General features: G+C 66.5%; 14 protein-coding genes. 10 read left to right on the top strand and 4 right to left on the bottom strand.

Annotated elements, in window-relative coordinates; genetic code table 11:
• Positions 1-87: 87 nt before the first annotated feature.
• Genes JYG34_RS01365 through JYG34_RS01350 form a run of 4 tightly spaced genes read left to right on the top strand, consistent with a single transcriptional unit; the run spans position 88 to position 4,593 of the window.
• On the top strand, positions 88-1,443 hold the full coding sequence (locus JYG34_RS01365) for a M16 family metallopeptidase (RefSeq protein ID WP_213659196.1): 1,356 nt from the start codon (positions 88-90) through the stop codon (positions 1,441-1,443).
• Positions 1,436-2,926: a M16 family metallopeptidase gene (locus JYG34_RS01360; protein ID WP_213659195.1), complete on the top strand. Its 1,491-nt coding sequence runs from the start codon at positions 1,436-1,438 to the stop codon at positions 2,924-2,926. The genes JYG34_RS01365 and JYG34_RS01360 overlap by 8 nt, the downstream gene beginning before the upstream one ends.
• Positions 2,926-3,540, top strand: a complete 615-nt coding sequence (gene rsmD, locus JYG34_RS01355) for a 16S rRNA (guanine(966)-N(2))-methyltransferase RsmD (RefSeq protein WP_213659194.1) — start codon at positions 2,926-2,928, stop codon at positions 3,538-3,540. Before JYG34_RS01360 ends, rsmD begins: the two co-directional genes overlap by 1 nt.
• Positions 3,541-3,600: 60 nt before the next feature.
• Positions 3,601-4,593 carry a hydrolase gene (locus JYG34_RS01350; RefSeq protein WP_213659193.1) on the top strand — a complete coding sequence of 331 codons (993 nt, stop codon included), beginning with the start codon at positions 3,601-3,603 and terminating at the stop codon, positions 4,591-4,593.
• A 16-nt stretch (positions 4,594-4,609) separates the two neighbouring features.
• Here JYG34_RS01350 and JYG34_RS01345 read toward each other — a convergent pair whose 3' ends face one another.
• Together JYG34_RS01345 and JYG34_RS01340 are read right to left on the bottom strand one after the other, a co-directional pair.
• The gene (locus JYG34_RS01345) at positions 4,610-5,464 is read right to left on the bottom strand and encodes a sulfurtransferase (RefSeq protein ID WP_213659192.1); all 855 of its coding nucleotides are present in this window, start codon (positions 5,462-5,464) and stop codon (positions 4,610-4,612) included.
• 35 nt (positions 5,465-5,499) lie between these two features.
• Positions 5,500-6,165 carry a TetR/AcrR family transcriptional regulator gene (locus JYG34_RS01340; protein ID WP_213659191.1) on the bottom strand — a complete coding sequence of 222 codons (666 nt, stop codon included), beginning with the start codon at positions 6,163-6,165 and terminating at the stop codon, positions 5,500-5,502.
• Between the two features lie 145 nt (positions 6,166-6,310).
• Here JYG34_RS01340 and JYG34_RS01335 point away from each other — a divergent pair, with 145 nt between their 5' ends.
• The 6 genes from JYG34_RS01335 (at position 6,311) to ggt (ending at position 12,641) form a co-directional block, all read left to right on the top strand.
• The gene (locus tag JYG34_RS01335; protein ID WP_213659190.1) at positions 6,311-7,741 is read left to right on the top strand and encodes a coniferyl aldehyde dehydrogenase; all 1,431 of its coding nucleotides are present in this window, start codon (positions 6,311-6,313) and stop codon (positions 7,739-7,741) included.
• A gap of 12 nt (positions 7,742-7,753) precedes the next feature.
• Positions 7,754-8,239 carry a twin-arginine translocation pathway signal protein gene (locus JYG34_RS01330; protein ID WP_213659189.1) on the top strand — a complete coding sequence of 162 codons (486 nt, stop codon included), beginning with the start codon at positions 7,754-7,756 and terminating at the stop codon, positions 8,237-8,239.
• A 169-nt stretch (positions 8,240-8,408) separates the two neighbouring features.
• The gene (locus JYG34_RS01325; protein ID WP_213659188.1) at positions 8,409-10,007 is read left to right on the top strand and encodes a GMC family oxidoreductase; all 1,599 of its coding nucleotides are present in this window, start codon (positions 8,409-8,411) and stop codon (positions 10,005-10,007) included.
• Between the two features lie 111 nt (positions 10,008-10,118).
• Positions 10,119-10,598 carry a pantetheine-phosphate adenylyltransferase gene (coaD, locus tag JYG34_RS01320; RefSeq protein WP_213659187.1) on the top strand — a complete coding sequence of 160 codons (480 nt, stop codon included), beginning with the start codon at positions 10,119-10,121 and terminating at the stop codon, positions 10,596-10,598.
• A 109-nt stretch (positions 10,599-10,707) separates the two neighbouring features.
• The gene (locus tag JYG34_RS01315) at positions 10,708-10,959 is read left to right on the top strand and encodes a YfhL family 4Fe-4S dicluster ferredoxin (RefSeq protein WP_011531711.1); all 252 of its coding nucleotides are present in this window, start codon (positions 10,708-10,710) and stop codon (positions 10,957-10,959) included.
• Positions 10,959-12,641 (top strand): gamma-glutamyltransferase, encoded by a 1,683-nt coding sequence (gene ggt, locus JYG34_RS01310; protein WP_213659186.1) that lies wholly within the window; start codon positions 10,959-10,961, stop codon positions 12,639-12,641. The genes JYG34_RS01315 and ggt overlap by 1 nt, the downstream gene beginning before the upstream one ends.
• Before the next feature lie 162 nt (positions 12,642-12,803).
• On the opposite strand, the gene mutM is transcribed toward ggt, so the two are convergent.
• The gene (gene mutM / locus JYG34_RS01305; RefSeq protein ID WP_213659185.1) at positions 12,804-13,616 is read right to left on the bottom strand and encodes a bifunctional DNA-formamidopyrimidine glycosylase/DNA-(apurinic or apyrimidinic site) lyase; all 813 of its coding nucleotides are present in this window, start codon (positions 13,614-13,616) and stop codon (positions 12,804-12,806) included.
• 3 nt (positions 13,617-13,619) lie between these two features.
• Positions 13,620-14,438 (bottom strand): HDOD domain-containing protein, encoded by an 819-nt coding sequence (locus tag JYG34_RS01300; protein ID WP_193383918.1) that lies wholly within the window; start codon positions 14,436-14,438, stop codon positions 13,620-13,622.
• Positions 14,439-14,689 lie beyond the last annotated feature (251 nt).

Raw genomic sequence — 14,689 nt, 5'->3', positions numbered from 1 at the left:
GTCGCCAGGCAACCGGATCAGTATCCTAGCACCTCCTGGCCCGCCGACGCTAAACCCAAGCGGGCCGCCGAACAGGTTGAACACCGTATGAATGCTCTAGCCCGCCGCGCCGCTGGCCTGTTGCTCGGCACGCTGTGCCTGCCGCTGGTGGCCTTCGCCGCCGATGTGCAACCCACTCACGAATTCATCCTCGACAACGGCCTGAAGGTCGTCGTGCGCGAGGACCACCGCGCGCCGGTGGTGGTTTCGCAGATCTGGTACAAGGTTGGCTCCAGCTACGAGACGCCGGGCCAGACCGGCCTTTCGCATGCCCTGGAGCACATGATGTTCAAGGGCAGCGCCAAGGTTGGCCCCGGCGAAGCCTCGCGCATCCTGCGCGACATCGGCGCCGAGGAAAACGCCTTCACCAGCGACGATTACACCGCCTACTACCAAGAGCTGGCCCGCGACCGCCTGCCAGTGGCCTTCGAGCTGGAGGCCGACCGCCTGGCCAGCCTGCGCCTGCCGGCCGACGAGTTCAGCCGCGAGATCGAGGTGATCAAGGAGGAGCGCCGCCTGCGCACCGACGACCAGCCCAACGCGAAAGCCTTCGAGCTGTTCCGCGCCATGGCCTACCCTGCCAGCGGCTACCACACCCCGACCATCGGCTGGATGGCCGACCTCGAACGCATGAAGGTCGAGGAGCTGCGCCACTGGTACGAATCCTGGTATGCGCCGAACAACGCCACCCTGGTGGTGGTCGGCGACGTCACCCCTGACGAAGTGAAGAGCCTCGCGCAGAAGTACTTCGGCCCGATCCCCAAGCGCGCCGTGCCGCCGAGCAAGCTGCCGCTGGAGCTGGCCGAGCCGGGCCAGCGCCAGCTGACCCTGCATGTGCGCACGCAACTGCCCAGCCTGATCTACGGGTTCAATGTACCCGCCCTGGCCACGGCCAAGGACCCGCGCAGCGTCAACGCCCTGCGTCTGATCTCGGCCCTGCTCGATGGCGGCTACAGCGCGCGCATGCCGGCGCGCCTGGAGCGTGGCCAGGAGCTGGTGGCCGGCGCCTCGTCCAGTTACAACGCCTTCACCCGGGGCGACAGCCTGTTCCTGATCTCGGCCACCCCCAATGTGCAAAAGCACAAGACCCTCGCCGACGTCGAGAACGGCGTCTGGCAACTGCTCGACGAACTCAAGAGCACCCCACCCAGCGCCGAAGAACTGGAGCGCGTGCGCGCCCAGGTGATCGCCGGCCTGGTCTACGACCGCGACTCCATCAGCAGCCAAGCCACCACCATCGGCCAGCTGGAAACCGTCGGCCTGTCCTGGAAACTGATCGACAGCGAACTCGACGACCTCAAGCGCGTGACGCCGCAGGACATCCAGGCCGCCGCCCGCACCTACTTCACCCGCGAACGCCTGAGCGTTGCCCATGTACTGCCCGAGGAGTCCGCTCATGAGTGATCGCAGCGCACCGCGCTACACCCTGTTCGGCCTGGCAATCATCGTGCTGGTGGTGGTCATCGCCCTGCTGCTGGCGCGCCCGGCCCAATCAGACAACACTGCCAAGCCCACCGCCGCCCGCCCGACCAATGCGTTGCAGTCGCTGGCCGAGCTGGACGGCAAGGCCCCGAGCCGCCGCCAGTTGAACATCCAGAACTGGACCACTGCTGAAGGCGCCCGGGTACTGTTCGTCGAGGCCCGCGAACTGCCAATGTTCGACCTGCGCGTCACCTTCGCCGCCGGCAGCAGCCAGGACGGTGGCACCCCCGGCCTGGCCGCACTGACCAATGCCATGCTCAACGAGGGTGTGGCCGGCAAGGACGTGACCGCGATCGCCCAAGGCTTCGAAGGCCTGGGCGCGGACTTCGGTAACGGCTCCTACCGTGACATGGCCGTGGCCTCGCTGCGCAGCTTGAGCGCCGTGGACAAACGTGAGCCGGCACTGAAGCTGTTCACCGAGGTGGCCGGCAAGCCGACCTTCCCCGAGGACGCCCTCAAGCGCATCAAGAACCAGATACTTGCCGGTTTCGAGTACGAGAAACAGAACCCCGGCAAGCTCGCGGGCAAGGCGCTGTTCGCCAACCTCTACGGCAACCACCCCTACGCCCACCCCAGCGACGGCACTGCCGAGACCATCACCGGCATCACCCTGGAGCAGCTGCGCGAATTCCACAAGAAGGCCTACAGCGCCGGCAACGCGGTGATCGCCCTGGTCGGCGATCTCGACCGCGGCGAAGCCGAAGCCATCGCCGCCCAGGTGTCCGCAGGCCTGCCCAAGGGGCCGGCCCTGGCCAAGCCTGAGCAACCGAACGCACCCAAGCCGGGCGTGACCCACATCGACTTCCCGTCCAAGCAGACCCACCTGATGCTGGCCGAACTCGGCATCGACCGTAACGACCCGGACTGGCCCGCCCTGTCGCTGGGCAACCAGATCCTCGGCGGTGGCGCGTTTGGCACCCGCCTGATGAGCGAAGTCCGCGAGAAGCGCGGCCTCACCTATGGCGTGTACTCGGTGTTCAGCCCGATGCAGGTGCGCGGCCCGTTCATGATCAACCTGCAAACCCGCGCCGAGCTTAGCGAAGGTACGCTCAAGCTGGTTCAGGACATCCTCGCCGACTACCTGAAAAATGGCCCGACCCAGCAGGAGCTGGACGACGCCAAGCGTGAACTGGCCGGCAGCTTCCCGCTGTCCAACGCCAGCAACGCGAGCATCGTCGGCCAACTGGGCGCGATCGGTTTCTACAACCTTCCGCTGAGCTGGCTGGAAGACTTCATGCAGCAGTCCCAGGCGTTGACCGTCGAGCAGGTCAAGGCCGCCATGGCCAAGCACCTGGCCGCCGACCAACTGGTGATCGTCACCGCTGGCCCTACCGTGCCACAGAAGCCCCTGCCGGCCCCCACTGACAAACCCGCCGAGCAGCCGCTCGGCGTACCGGAGCATTAATGGCAAGACCCACCTCCCCAGCGCGCCCGGCACCGGGCGCCAGCAAGGGCCCCGGCCAGCTGCGCATCATCGCCGGCGAGTGGCGCAGCCGCCGCCTGGCAGTGCCGGAAGGCGAAGGCTTGCGCCCCACGCCTGACCGCGTGCGCGAAACCCTGTTCAACTGGCTCGCGCCCTACATCGAGGGTGCCCATGTGCTGGACGCCTTTACCGGCAGCGGCGCTTTAGTGCTCGAGGCGCTGTCCCGCGGTGCCGAGAATGCCGTGGCGCTGGACAGCAACCCGGCCGCCATCACAAACCTCAAGCACAACCTCGAGCTGCTGCGCTGCCCCCGCGGACAGATCCTGCAGACCGACGCCCTGCGCTACCTGCAAGGTCCAACGAAGCAGCAGTTCGACCTGGTGTTCCTCGACCCGCCGTTCCACCAGGACCTGCTGGCCAACACCTGCAACCTGCTGGAGCAGGGCCAGTGGCTGCGCGAACAAGCGTGGATCTACACCGAGAGCGAAGCAGCCCCGTCCACGCTACCGATGCCAGGCAACTGGCGCCTGCACCGCGAGAAGAAGACCGGCCAGGTGCACTATGCGCTGTGGCAGCGCGTGGCAGCCGACCAATAGCGCAGATACAGTGGCGGTGTTTCATGGCACTCTAGACGGGCACATCACGAGTCGCCCAGCATGCCTAGCCTCACCGCCACGTTCCGCCCGGCCACCGGCCTGTCCAACCCGCACCTGCAGACGCTGTGGGGCCCTCTCTGGCGCAAGCTGCCCGATCTGTCACGCAACCGCGAACGCCTGTGGCTGGCCGACGGCGACTTCCTCGACCTCGACTGGCATGGCCCGCACCAGCCCGATGCACCCTTGGTGCTGGTGTTGCACGGGCTGACCGGCTCTTCCAACTCCCCGTACGTCAAAGGTTTGCAGCAAGCGCTGCAGGCACGTGGCTGGGCCAGTGTCGCAGTGAACTGGCGCGGTTGCTCGGGCGAGCCCAACCTGCTGGCGCGCAGCTATCACTCCGGGGCAAGCGAAGACCTGGCCGAGACCATCCGCCACCTGCGCGCCCAACGGCCGCTGGCACCGCTGTACGCCGTGGGCTATTCGCTCGGTGGCAACGTGTTGCTCAAGTATCTGGGTGAGAGTGGTTCGGCCAGCCAGCTGGAAGCAGCGGTGGCAGTATCGGTGCCGTTTCGTCTGGACCAATGCGCCGATCGCATCGGGCTGGGTTTCTCGAAGCTATACCAGGCGCATTTCATGCGCGAGATGTTGGCCTATGTACAGAACAAGCAGCGGCATTTTCGCGACAAGGGCCACCAGCAAGGGTTGGACGAGATCGAGCGCCTGGGGCCTCTGCGCAACCTGCGCACGTTCTGGGATTTCGATGGCCGGGTGACCGCGCCGCTCAACGGTTTCAGCGACGCCCACGATTACTATCGGCGTGCCTCTAGCCGCTATTACCTGGGTGAGAACCGCACCCCAACGCTGATCATCCACTCCAGCGACGATCCGTTCGTGTTCGACCACAGCCTTCCCAGCGCCAGCGAGCTGGCAGCGCAAACACATTTCGAACTGCACAGCCGGGGTGGGCACGTGGGGTTTGTCGACGGCAGCCTGCGTAATCCGGGGTACTACCTGGAACGGCGGATTCCGCAGTGGCTGCTGGAAGGTCGATAGCGCCTACAAGTAAAGGTCAGTCGCCGGTCGCCACTGCGTGCTGCGGATCATTGATCCACTCGCTCCAGGAACCTGCGTACAACCGCCCCAACGGGTATCCCGCCAGCGCCAGGGCGAACAGATTGTGGCAGGCCGTCACGCCCGAACCGCAGTAGGCCACCAGGTGCTCAGGCGGGCGGCCGCCCAATTTCTCGGCAAAACGCTGCTTGAGCTGCGCCACCGGCAGGAACCGCCCGTCGGCACCGAGGTTGTCGGTAAACGCCGCACATTGTGCGCCCGGGATGTGCCCGGCCACCGGGTCGATCGGCTCGACCTCGCCTCGGAAGCGCGGCAACGCACGGGCATCGATCAGGGTCAGGTCCGCTTCGCCCAGGCGCTTGGCCAAGTGCCCGGCATCGATCAGCAGCTTCATGTCCGGCTCGCCGCTGAAATTGCCCTCGCGCCGCGCAGGCGCGTCCAGGCTCAGGGGCAGATGTGCCGCGTGCCAGGCCTTCAGGCCACCGTCGAGGATCGACACCCCGTCGCGCTTGCCCAGCCAGGCCAGCAGCCACCAGGCACGGGCGGCAAAGGCGCCGGGGCCGTCGTCGTAGAGCACCACCTCGCTGTCGTCGTCCAGGCCCCATTCACGCAGGCGCTCGACCAGGTGCTGCGCATCGGGCAGCGGATGGCGCCCGGTGCGTCCCTTGACCACCGGCCCGCTCAGGTCACGCTCCAGGTCGGCGAAATGCGCCCCGGCGATATGCCCCTGGGCATAGCTGCGCTGGCCGTAGTCGACATCTTCCAGGGCGAAACGACAGTCGAGGATCACCAGCCCGGGCGAGTCCAGGCGCTCGGCCAGTTGCTGCGGGGTGATCAGTTGCGCAAGGGGCATGACAATCTCCTGTTGAATGGCTCGAAAACCCCGGCTCAGTGCTCCAGGGCCTGGTTGAACGGAACGTGATACTCATCGCACAAGGCCTGCACGGCAGCCCGCGAGGCCGGGGTGACATAGCCCAGTTCCAGCACCACCACCTGATAGACGCCGCGCTTGAAGGCTTCTTCACCCAGGTGGGCGGTGTGCTCGCGGGTGGTGCTGAGGAAACGCACCCAGGACGTCAGGACGATCCAGGCATTGATGGTCAGCGACTCGATCTGCGTCGCATCCATGGCCAGGATCCCGGCATCGACGAAACCACGGTAGATCGCCTGGCCATGCTGCAGGCAGCGCCGGGAAAACCGCCGGTAGCGCGCGGCCAGCTCCGGGTCGCTGTCGAGCAGGTGCTCCAGGTCGCGGTGGAGGAAGCGGTAGTTCCACATCGCCGCCAGCAAGGCCTTGAGGTAGAAGCGTTTGTCCTCGACCGTGGCGGCCCGCCCCTGAGGGGCGCGCAGGAAACTGTCGACCAGTTCTTCGTACTGGTTGAACAGCACGGCGATGATCGCCTGCTTGTTGGGGAAGTGGTAGTACAGGTTGCCGGGCGAGATTTCCATGTGCGCGGCAATGTGGTTGGTGCTGACGCTACGCTCGCCCTGCTGGTTGAACAGCTCCAGGCTGTTCTGCACGATGCGCTCTCGGGTCTTCATGCGCGGGGCCATGCTCAGCTCCGGACTCCAGGGTGAATGATCAGGGCCATCTTACGGCCTCCTGCCGGTCGGGTGCACCGCCAAGGCCATGAAAAAATATGCACCATCGTACCAATTAGAGTATATGCTCTAGTCATTCGCCACCCTCGGAGCCGCCATGACCTCGCCTGCCGTTCTCCCTCCCGTGCAATCAGACCTCGACCTGCAAGCGACGTTCGACGCCCAGCGCCGGGCATTTGCCAGCAACCCCATGCCCCCGGCCGCCCAGCGCCGGCAGTGGCTCAAGAGCCTGCGCGAGGCGCTGTTGGCGGACAAGGAAACCCTGATCACCAGCATCGATGCCGACTTCAGTGGGCGCAGCCGCGATGAAACCCTGATCGCCGAACTGATGCCCTCGGTGCTGGGCCTGCGCGATGCCGAGCGCCATCTTCAGCGCTGGATGCGCGCGTCGCGGCGCAAGGTCGGCCTGGCCTTCCAGCCCGCCAGCGCACGGGTGCAGTACCAGCCACTGGGGGTGGTGGGGATCATCGTGCCGTGGAACTACCCGCTGTTCCTTGCCATCGGCCCGCTGACCGGCGCCCTGGCCGCCGGCAACCGGGTCATGCTCAAGCTCAGCGAGTCCACCCCCAGCAGCGGCCAGGCGCTCAAGACCCTGCTGGAGCGGGTGTTCCCCCGTGACCTGGTCAGCGTCGTGCTGGGTGAAGTGGAAGTCGGCCAGGCCTTTGCCCGCCTGCCGTTCGACCATCTGTTGTTCACCGGCGCCACCAGCGTCGGCCGCCACGTGATGCTGGCGGCCGCGCAGAACCTCACCCCGGTGACCCTCGAGCTGGGCGGTAAATCGCCGGCCATCGTCTCGGCGGATGTGCCGCTGGACACCGCTGCCGAGCGCATCGCCTTCGGCAAGACCCTCAATGCCGGGCAAACCTGCGTCGCCCCCGACTACGTGCTGGTGCCCCGCGAGCGCCTGGGCGCCTTCGCCGAGGCCTACCAGCGCGCCGTGCGCCATGCCTACCCACGCCTCAATGACAACCCCGATTACAGCGCGATCATCAACGAGCGCCAGCTCGGCCGCCTGAACCACTTGCTGGACGACGCCCGCGCCAAGGGCGCCAAGGTGCTCGACCTCTATTCGGATGAACCTCGCCAGGGCCGACGCCTGCCACCCCATCTGCTGCTCGAGGTGAACGACGGCATGCAGGTGATGCAGGACGAGATCTTCGGCCCGCTGCTGCCACTGGTGCCCTACGACCAGCTCGACGACGCCCTGGCCTATATCAACCAGCGGCCACGCCCCCTGGCGCTCTACTACTTCGGCTACGACCGCGCCGAGCAGGCGCGGGTGCTGCGTGACACTCACTCTGGTGGTGTGTGCCTGAACGACACCCTGCTGCACGTGGCCCAGGAAAACCTGCCGTTCGGTGGCATCGGCCCGTCCGGCATGGGGCACTACCACGGCCACGAAGGTTTCCTCACCTTCAGCAAGGCCAAGGCGGTGCTGGCCAAGCAGCGGATAAACGCTGCCAAGGTGATCTACCCACCTTATGGCAAGGCCCTGCAGCGCCTGGTCTACAAACTGTTCATCCGCTGAGCGGGGCAGGCCATGCAGCGTCGCGACCTGCTCAGGTTCAGCCTGGGCGCCAGCCTGTTCCTCGGGACCGCGAGCCTGGTCGGCTGCTCGAAAGAGACACCCTCCTCTGGCTACCAGGTGCTGCGCGAGGATGATCTGCCGCTGTTGCAGGCCTTGATCCCGATCGTGCTGGCGGGAACCCAGGCCTCCAGCAGCACCGTGCTCGCGAGCCTCGACCACAAGCTGGCAGCGCTTTCCCCGGCCATGCTCAAGCTGACCCGGCAGTTGTTCGATGTGCTCAGCTTGCCCCTGACCCGTGGGCCATTGACCGGTGTCTGGGGAGGCTGGACCAACGCCACGAGCACGGATGTGGAGCGGTTTCTGGAGCGCTGGCGCGATAGCTCGTTGAACCTGCTGCGCCAGGGCCACGCCTCGCTGCTGCAGTTGTTGCTGATGGCCTGGTATGAGCGCCCCGAGGCCTGGACGGCCTGCGGTTATCCAGGGCCGCCGAAAATCTGACCTTGTGTATCGCGCTGGGCAGGCCAACAGACCCCGTGGGAGCGGGTTCACCCGCGAACACCGGCGAAGCCGGTGCCATAAAACGCGGCGATTGATTCGCGGGTAAACCCGCTCCCACAGGACTCTTCGCTGATCAATCAACATTGCCTTGCTCCAAAGGAATCGCCTCATGCCCGTCCCTGACCCGTTTCGCCAAGGCCTTGAACGAGGCTGGACCACCCACGATGGCTCGCGCCTGGACCAGGACCTGGCGCTCGAAACCGATGTCGCCGTGATCGGCAGCGGCGCCGGTGGCGCCACCACGGCCGAGCTGCTGAGCGCCGCCGGCCTGAAGGTGCTGCTGATCGAGGAAGGCCCACTCAAGACCAGCAGCGATTTCCATCTGCTGGAACACGAGGCCTACGCCGACCTCTACCAGGAGGGGCTGGGGCGCTTGAGCAAGGAGGGCGCCATTACCATCCTCCAGGGCCGTGCAGTCGGTGGCACCACACTGGTCAACTGGACATCGAGCTTCCGCACCCCGCCGCAAACACTGGAGCACTGGGCCCGCGAGCACGCGGTGAAGGGCCTGGACAGCGAAGCCCTGCACCCCTGGTTCGAACGCATGGAGCAACGCCTGGGGATCGCCCCGTGGGCAATGCCACCGAACGCCAACAACGACGTGCTGCGCCGGGGCTGCGAGGCGCTGGGCCATCGCTGGGCGGTCATCCCGCGCAATGTGCGCGGTTGCTGGAACCTGGGCTACTGCGGCATGGGCTGCCCGGTCAACGCCAAGCAATCGATGCTGGTCACCAGCATCCCCGCCACCTTGGAAAAGGGCGGCGAACTGCTCTATCTGGCCCGGGCCGTGCGTTTCAGCCACGATAACCAACGCATTGACCACCTGCAGTGCCAAGCCCTGGATGCCAAAGGCGTTCAGCCCACGGGGCGAAAGGTCCGCGTGCGCGCCCGTCACTACGTGCTGGCCGGTGGCGGCATCAACAGCCCGGCCCTGCTGCTGCGCTCGCAGGCACCCGACCCGCACCAGCGCCTGGGCAAGCGTACTTTCCTGCACCTGGTCAACTTCAGCGCCGCGCAATTCGCCGACAAGATCGACCCGTACTACGGCGCGCCGCAGTCGATCTACAGTGACCAGTTCCAATGGCAGGACGGCGTTGCCGGCCGGATCGGCTACAAACTCGAGGTCCCCCCGCTGCACCCGGCCCTGGCCAGCACCCTGCTGGGCGGGCACGGCCAGGACAATGCCCTGCGCATGGCCGAACTGCCCCACACCCACGTGATGCTGGCGCTGCTGCGCGATGGTTTCCACCCCGAAAGCCCGGGCGGCCAGGTGGAGCTGCGCGGCGACGGCTCGCCGGTGCTCGACTACCCCGTCACCGACTACCTGCGCGACGGCCTGCGCCGGGCCTGGCACAGCATGGCGCAGATCCAGTTCGCCGCCGGTGCCCGCAAGGTGCTGCCGGTGCATGGCGACGCCCGCTACGTCGAGACGCCGGGCCAGGCCAAGGCACTGATCGACGGCCTGCCCCTGGCGCTGTTGCGCATGCGCCTGGGCAGCGCCCATGTCATGGGCGGCTGCGCCCTGGGCGAAGACCCGCGCCAGGCGGTGTGCGACAGCCTGGGCCGGCATCACCAGCTGGAGAACCTGTCGATCCACGACGGCTCGCTGTTCCCCACCAGCATCGGCGCCAACCCGCAGTTGTCGGTCTATGCCCTGGCCGCGCGGCTCAGTGACGCGCTGATCGGCCGCCTGGCAAACGGCGCATGACAGCCAATACACGCACTGTCTATAGTGCCATCAGCCAGCCACGCGACTTGGCCGGGCGCAATCGCTGCGCTACCATCCGACTCCCCAACGCACTCCAGCCAGGATGACGCGATGAACCGAGTGTTGTACCCGGGTACTTTCGACCCCATTACCAAAGGCCATGGCGACCTGGTCGAGCGCGCCTCGCGGTTGTTCGACCATGTGATCATCGCCGTGGCGGCCAGCCCCAAGAAAAACCCCCTGTTCCCCCTGGAACAACGGGTCGAGCTGGCCCGCGAGGTCACCAAGCACCTGCCCAATGTCGAAGTCATCGGCTTCTCCTCGCTGCTGGCGCATTTCGCCAAGGAACAGAACGCCAACGTGTTCCTGCGCGGCCTGCGCGCGGTTTCCGACTTCGAATACGAGTTCCAGCTGGCCAACATGAACCGCCAGTTGGCACCCGACGTCGAGAGCCTGTTCCTCACCCCGTCCGAGCGCTATTCGTTCATTTCCTCGACACTGGTCCGGGAAATCGCCGCGCTGGGCGGCGATATCAGCAAGTTCGTCCACCCCACCGTGGCCGACGCGTTGACCGAGCGCTTCCGCAAGTAACCCTCGCGGTCAGGATGTCGCGCCTGCGTGCACTGCGGGCGCGAATCCGGCACAATTGCGCTTGTCGCTTTGAAACATGCCCGGGCCCGACGCCCCGGCCGGAGTCTCCATGTCCCTGATCATCACCGACGATTGCATCAACTGCGACGTCTGCGAACCCGAGTGCCCGAACGCCGCCATCTCGCAAGGCGAGGAGATCTACGTGATCGACCCGAACCTGTGCACCCAGTGCGTGGGCCACTACGACGAGCCACAGTGCCAGCAAGTCTGCCCGGTCGACTGCATCCCGCTGGATGAAGCCCACCCGGAAACCGAAGACGAGCTGATGGCCAAGTACCGCCGGATCACCGGCAAGGCCTGATGCCGTTCGTCGCCGCAGTCCGACGCTCACTCCTCGGCGCCGCCCTGGCGCTGCTGGCCACCACCGCCCAGGCGGATGGCCCGGGCCGCGCGGCCATCGCCAGCCCTCACGGCGAGGCCACTGCGGCCGCCCAGCAGATTCTCGCCCAGGGCGGCAACGCCTTCGACGCCGCCGTGGCCATCAGCGCCGCGCTGGCGGTGGTCGAGCCCTATGGCTCGGGCCTGGGCGGCGGCGGTTTCTTCCTGCTGCGCGAAAGTGGCGACGCACCGCGCTACGCCTTCCTCGATGCCCGTGAGCGTGCGCCGGCCGCCGCCCGGGCGGACATGTACCTGAAAGACGGCAAGGTCCAGCCGGGGTTGTCGATCAATGGCCCGTTGGCCGCCGCCATCCCCGGCCTGCCCCAGGCGCTGGCCGACCTGGCCGCGACCCACGGCAAGCTGCCCTTGAAGGACACCCTGGCCCCGGCCATCCGCCTGGCCAACCAGGGTTTTGCCGTCGACCGCATCTACCGCGACCGGGCCACCATGCGCCTGAGTGCCCTGCGCGACGACGCCGAAAGCGCCAGGCTGTTCCTGCGCTCCCACGACGTGCCGGCGTTGGGGACGCTGGTCCGCCAGCCGGAACTGGCCGCCACCTTGCAACGCATGGCTGAACACGGCCGTGACGGCTTCTACCGGGGCCCGATGGCCCAGCGCCTGGTCGACGGCGTGCGCCAGGCTGGTGGTGTCTGGACCCTCGACGACCTCGCCGGCTACCACACCGCCTGGCGCGAGCCCCTGCGCTACTCGTTGGCCAACCAGCGCGAGCTGATCAGCAGCCCGCCGCCGTCGGCCGGTGGCGTGGCCCTGGCCCAGAGCCTGGCCATGCTCCAGCGCCTGCCCTGGCAAAGCGCCGAGCCAGTGCAACGCAGCCACTATGTGATCGAAGTGTTGCGCCGGGCCTACCGCGACCGCGGCCTGCTCGGCGACCCGGACTACGTCGCCAACCCGATCAACCGCCTGCTGGCACGCCAATACCTCACCGGGCTGGCCGACGGCATCGATGTGCATCAAGCCACGCCCAGCAGCGCCCTGCTGCCCTCGCCGGCCTGGCGCGAGGGCGACCACACCACCCACTTCACGGTGATCGACGCCGACGGCAACGCGGTGTCCGCCACACTGTCGGTCAACCTGCCGTTCGGCGCGGCGTTCAGCGTGCCGGGCACCGGCGTGCTGTTGAACAACGAGATGGACGATTTTGCCGCCGACCCCAGCGGCAGCAACAGCTACGGCCTGGCGGGCAGCCAGGCCAACGCGGTGGCGGCGGGCAAGCGGCCGCTGTCGAGCATGAGCCCGACGTTCATCGAAAGCCCCAGCCAGTTCGCCAGCTTCGGCACGCCGGGCGGCAGCCGCATACCCAGCATGGTGCTGCTGTCGGTGATGGGCTTCCTGGAGGGTCGGCCAGTGGCCGAATGGCCGGCGACGGCGCGCTATCACCATCAATACCTGCCGGACGTGGTCGAGCATGAGCCAGGGGCGTTCAGCCCGGAGCAGGAAGCCGAGCTGCAAGCGCGTGGGTATCAGCTGAAGGACATGGGGCGCAGCTACGGGAACCAGCAGGTGCTGTATTGGGACAAGGCGGGCGGGACCGTGGAGGCTGCCAGTGATCCGCGAGGCGTGGGGCAGTCAGCGATAGGCTACTGAGCCCTCGGCCCTTTCGCCGGCAAGCCGGCCCCTACGGATTTGCTCCATAAGGCCCAAACTCCTGTGGGAGCGGGTTTACCCGCGAACACCGGCGAGGCCGGTGCCATCCACCGCGCCGCCTTCTTCGCGGGTAAACCCGCTCCCACAGGGTTCGCGTAATGCTTAACGCTGGCATTTCGGGCAGAACACGCTTGCCCGCTGTCCTAATTTCACCTCTCGCAACTCGGTGCCACACACCTTGCACGGCTGCCCACCACGCCCATAGACGAACAGTTCCTGCTGGAAATACCCCGGCTGACCATCGCCACCGATGAAGTCACGCAGCGTTGTCCCGCCCTGCTCGATGGCCGCCGCGAGCACGCGCTTGATCTCGATCGCCAGCTTCAGGTAGCGCGCCCGGGAGATCCCGCCCGCCTCACGTCGCGGATCGATGCCGGCCGCGAACAATGCCTCGGTGGCGTAAATGTTGCCCACGCCCACCACCACGGCGTTGTCCATGATGAACGGTTTGACCGCCATCGACCGGCCACGGGACAGCTGGAACAGCCGCTCGCCGTCGAACAGGTCGGTCAACGGCTCCGGCCCGAGGCGTATCAGCAATTCGTGGTTCAGCGGATCAAGGCTCCACAGCATGGCCCCGAAGCGCCGCGGGTCGGTGTAGCGCAGCATCAACCCCGACTCCAGCTCGATGTCCACATGCTCGTGCTTGGCCGCCGGCACCCCCAGCTCGATCAGGCGCAGGTTGCCGGACATGCCCAGGTGGCTGATCAAGGTGCCGACCTCGGCGTTGATCAGCAGGTACTTGGCGCGGCGCTCGACGCTGACGATGCGCTGCCCCGACAGGCGCACATCGAGGTCTTCCGGGATCGGCCAGCGCAGGCGCCGATCACGCACCACCACGCGGCTGACCCGCTGGCCCACCAGATGCGGGGCGATACCGCGCCGCGTCGTCTCGACCTCTGGCAATTCCGGCATGGCTCAGTGCCCGCCCAGTTCGCGGATGTTCTGCTTGAGCTGCTCGAAGTCGTATTCGGTCAGGCCGATGTAGTCCAGCACCAGCGGCCCGACCATCTCCCACTCGTGGTCCACGGTCTGGTTGCCCAGCACGCGGTAGGACGCGCAGATGTGCTCGGACATCTTCAGCACCGCCAGCAGGTTCTTCAGCTGGGTCTGGGTGTTGCGCGAGGATTCGTCGCGGAACACCGCCAGGGCGTTGTGGTGGTTGGCGATGGCGGCGCTGATGTGCTCCGGCAGGCGCCACGACTTGGCGGTGAAGTAGCCGACCACCGAGTGGTTGGTGTTGAACACGCGGTTCTCGGTGTCCACCACGCGGATTTCGTCATTGGCCTTGGCGTACGACTCTTCCAGCACTTCCATATAGTTGGGGAAGCGCTTGTGCATCAATGGCACGCCGCAATCGTGGAACAGCCCTAGCGTGTAGGCCTCGTCGACCGCCTGGATGCCGGTGCGCTTGGCCAGGGTCAGGCAGGTCATGGCCACGTCCTGGGCGGTGTCCCAGAACGGGTTGAGGGTGACGATGGTCTCGTCGCTCATTTCGCCCTTGATCGACTGGGCGTTGATCAGGTTGATGATCGAGCGGCTGCCCAGCAGGTTCACCGCGCGCTGGATCGAGCCGATCTTGTTCGCCAGGCCGAACTGCGCCGAGTTGACCAGCTTGAGCAGGGCGCCGGACAGGCCCGGGTCCTGGCTGATCAGCTTGGCGATGGTCTCAAGATCAGGGTCGGGCATGTACTGCTCGAACTGCAGGTCGACCATGATCTGCGGCTGTGGCGGGATGGTGATGCCTTGCAAGGCTTGCTGGATCTGTTCGGCGGAAAGTTCCTGGGACATAAGTACACACTCGCGGGGGACGGGGGATTCTAACCCTGTACGCCGGCAGGGCAACCTATCAGTGGATCGTTGGATCCAAGAATTTCTTTAGCGCTGCAGGCGCCAGCCTTGCTGACCCCTACAAGATGAAGCAATAAGCCCACGCTTGGTCGCAGGCCACAGCGAATCCGGGGCCAACACGGTATACTCCCGCTCTT

Source organism: Pseudomonas entomophila, from assembly GCF_018417595.1.
Classification (GTDB): domain Bacteria; phylum Pseudomonadota; class Gammaproteobacteria; order Pseudomonadales; family Pseudomonadaceae; genus Aquipseudomonas; species Aquipseudomonas entomophila_C.
The sequence above is the reverse complement of the archived record's forward strand: the minus strand, read 5'-3'. Positions and strand labels throughout refer to the sequence as shown.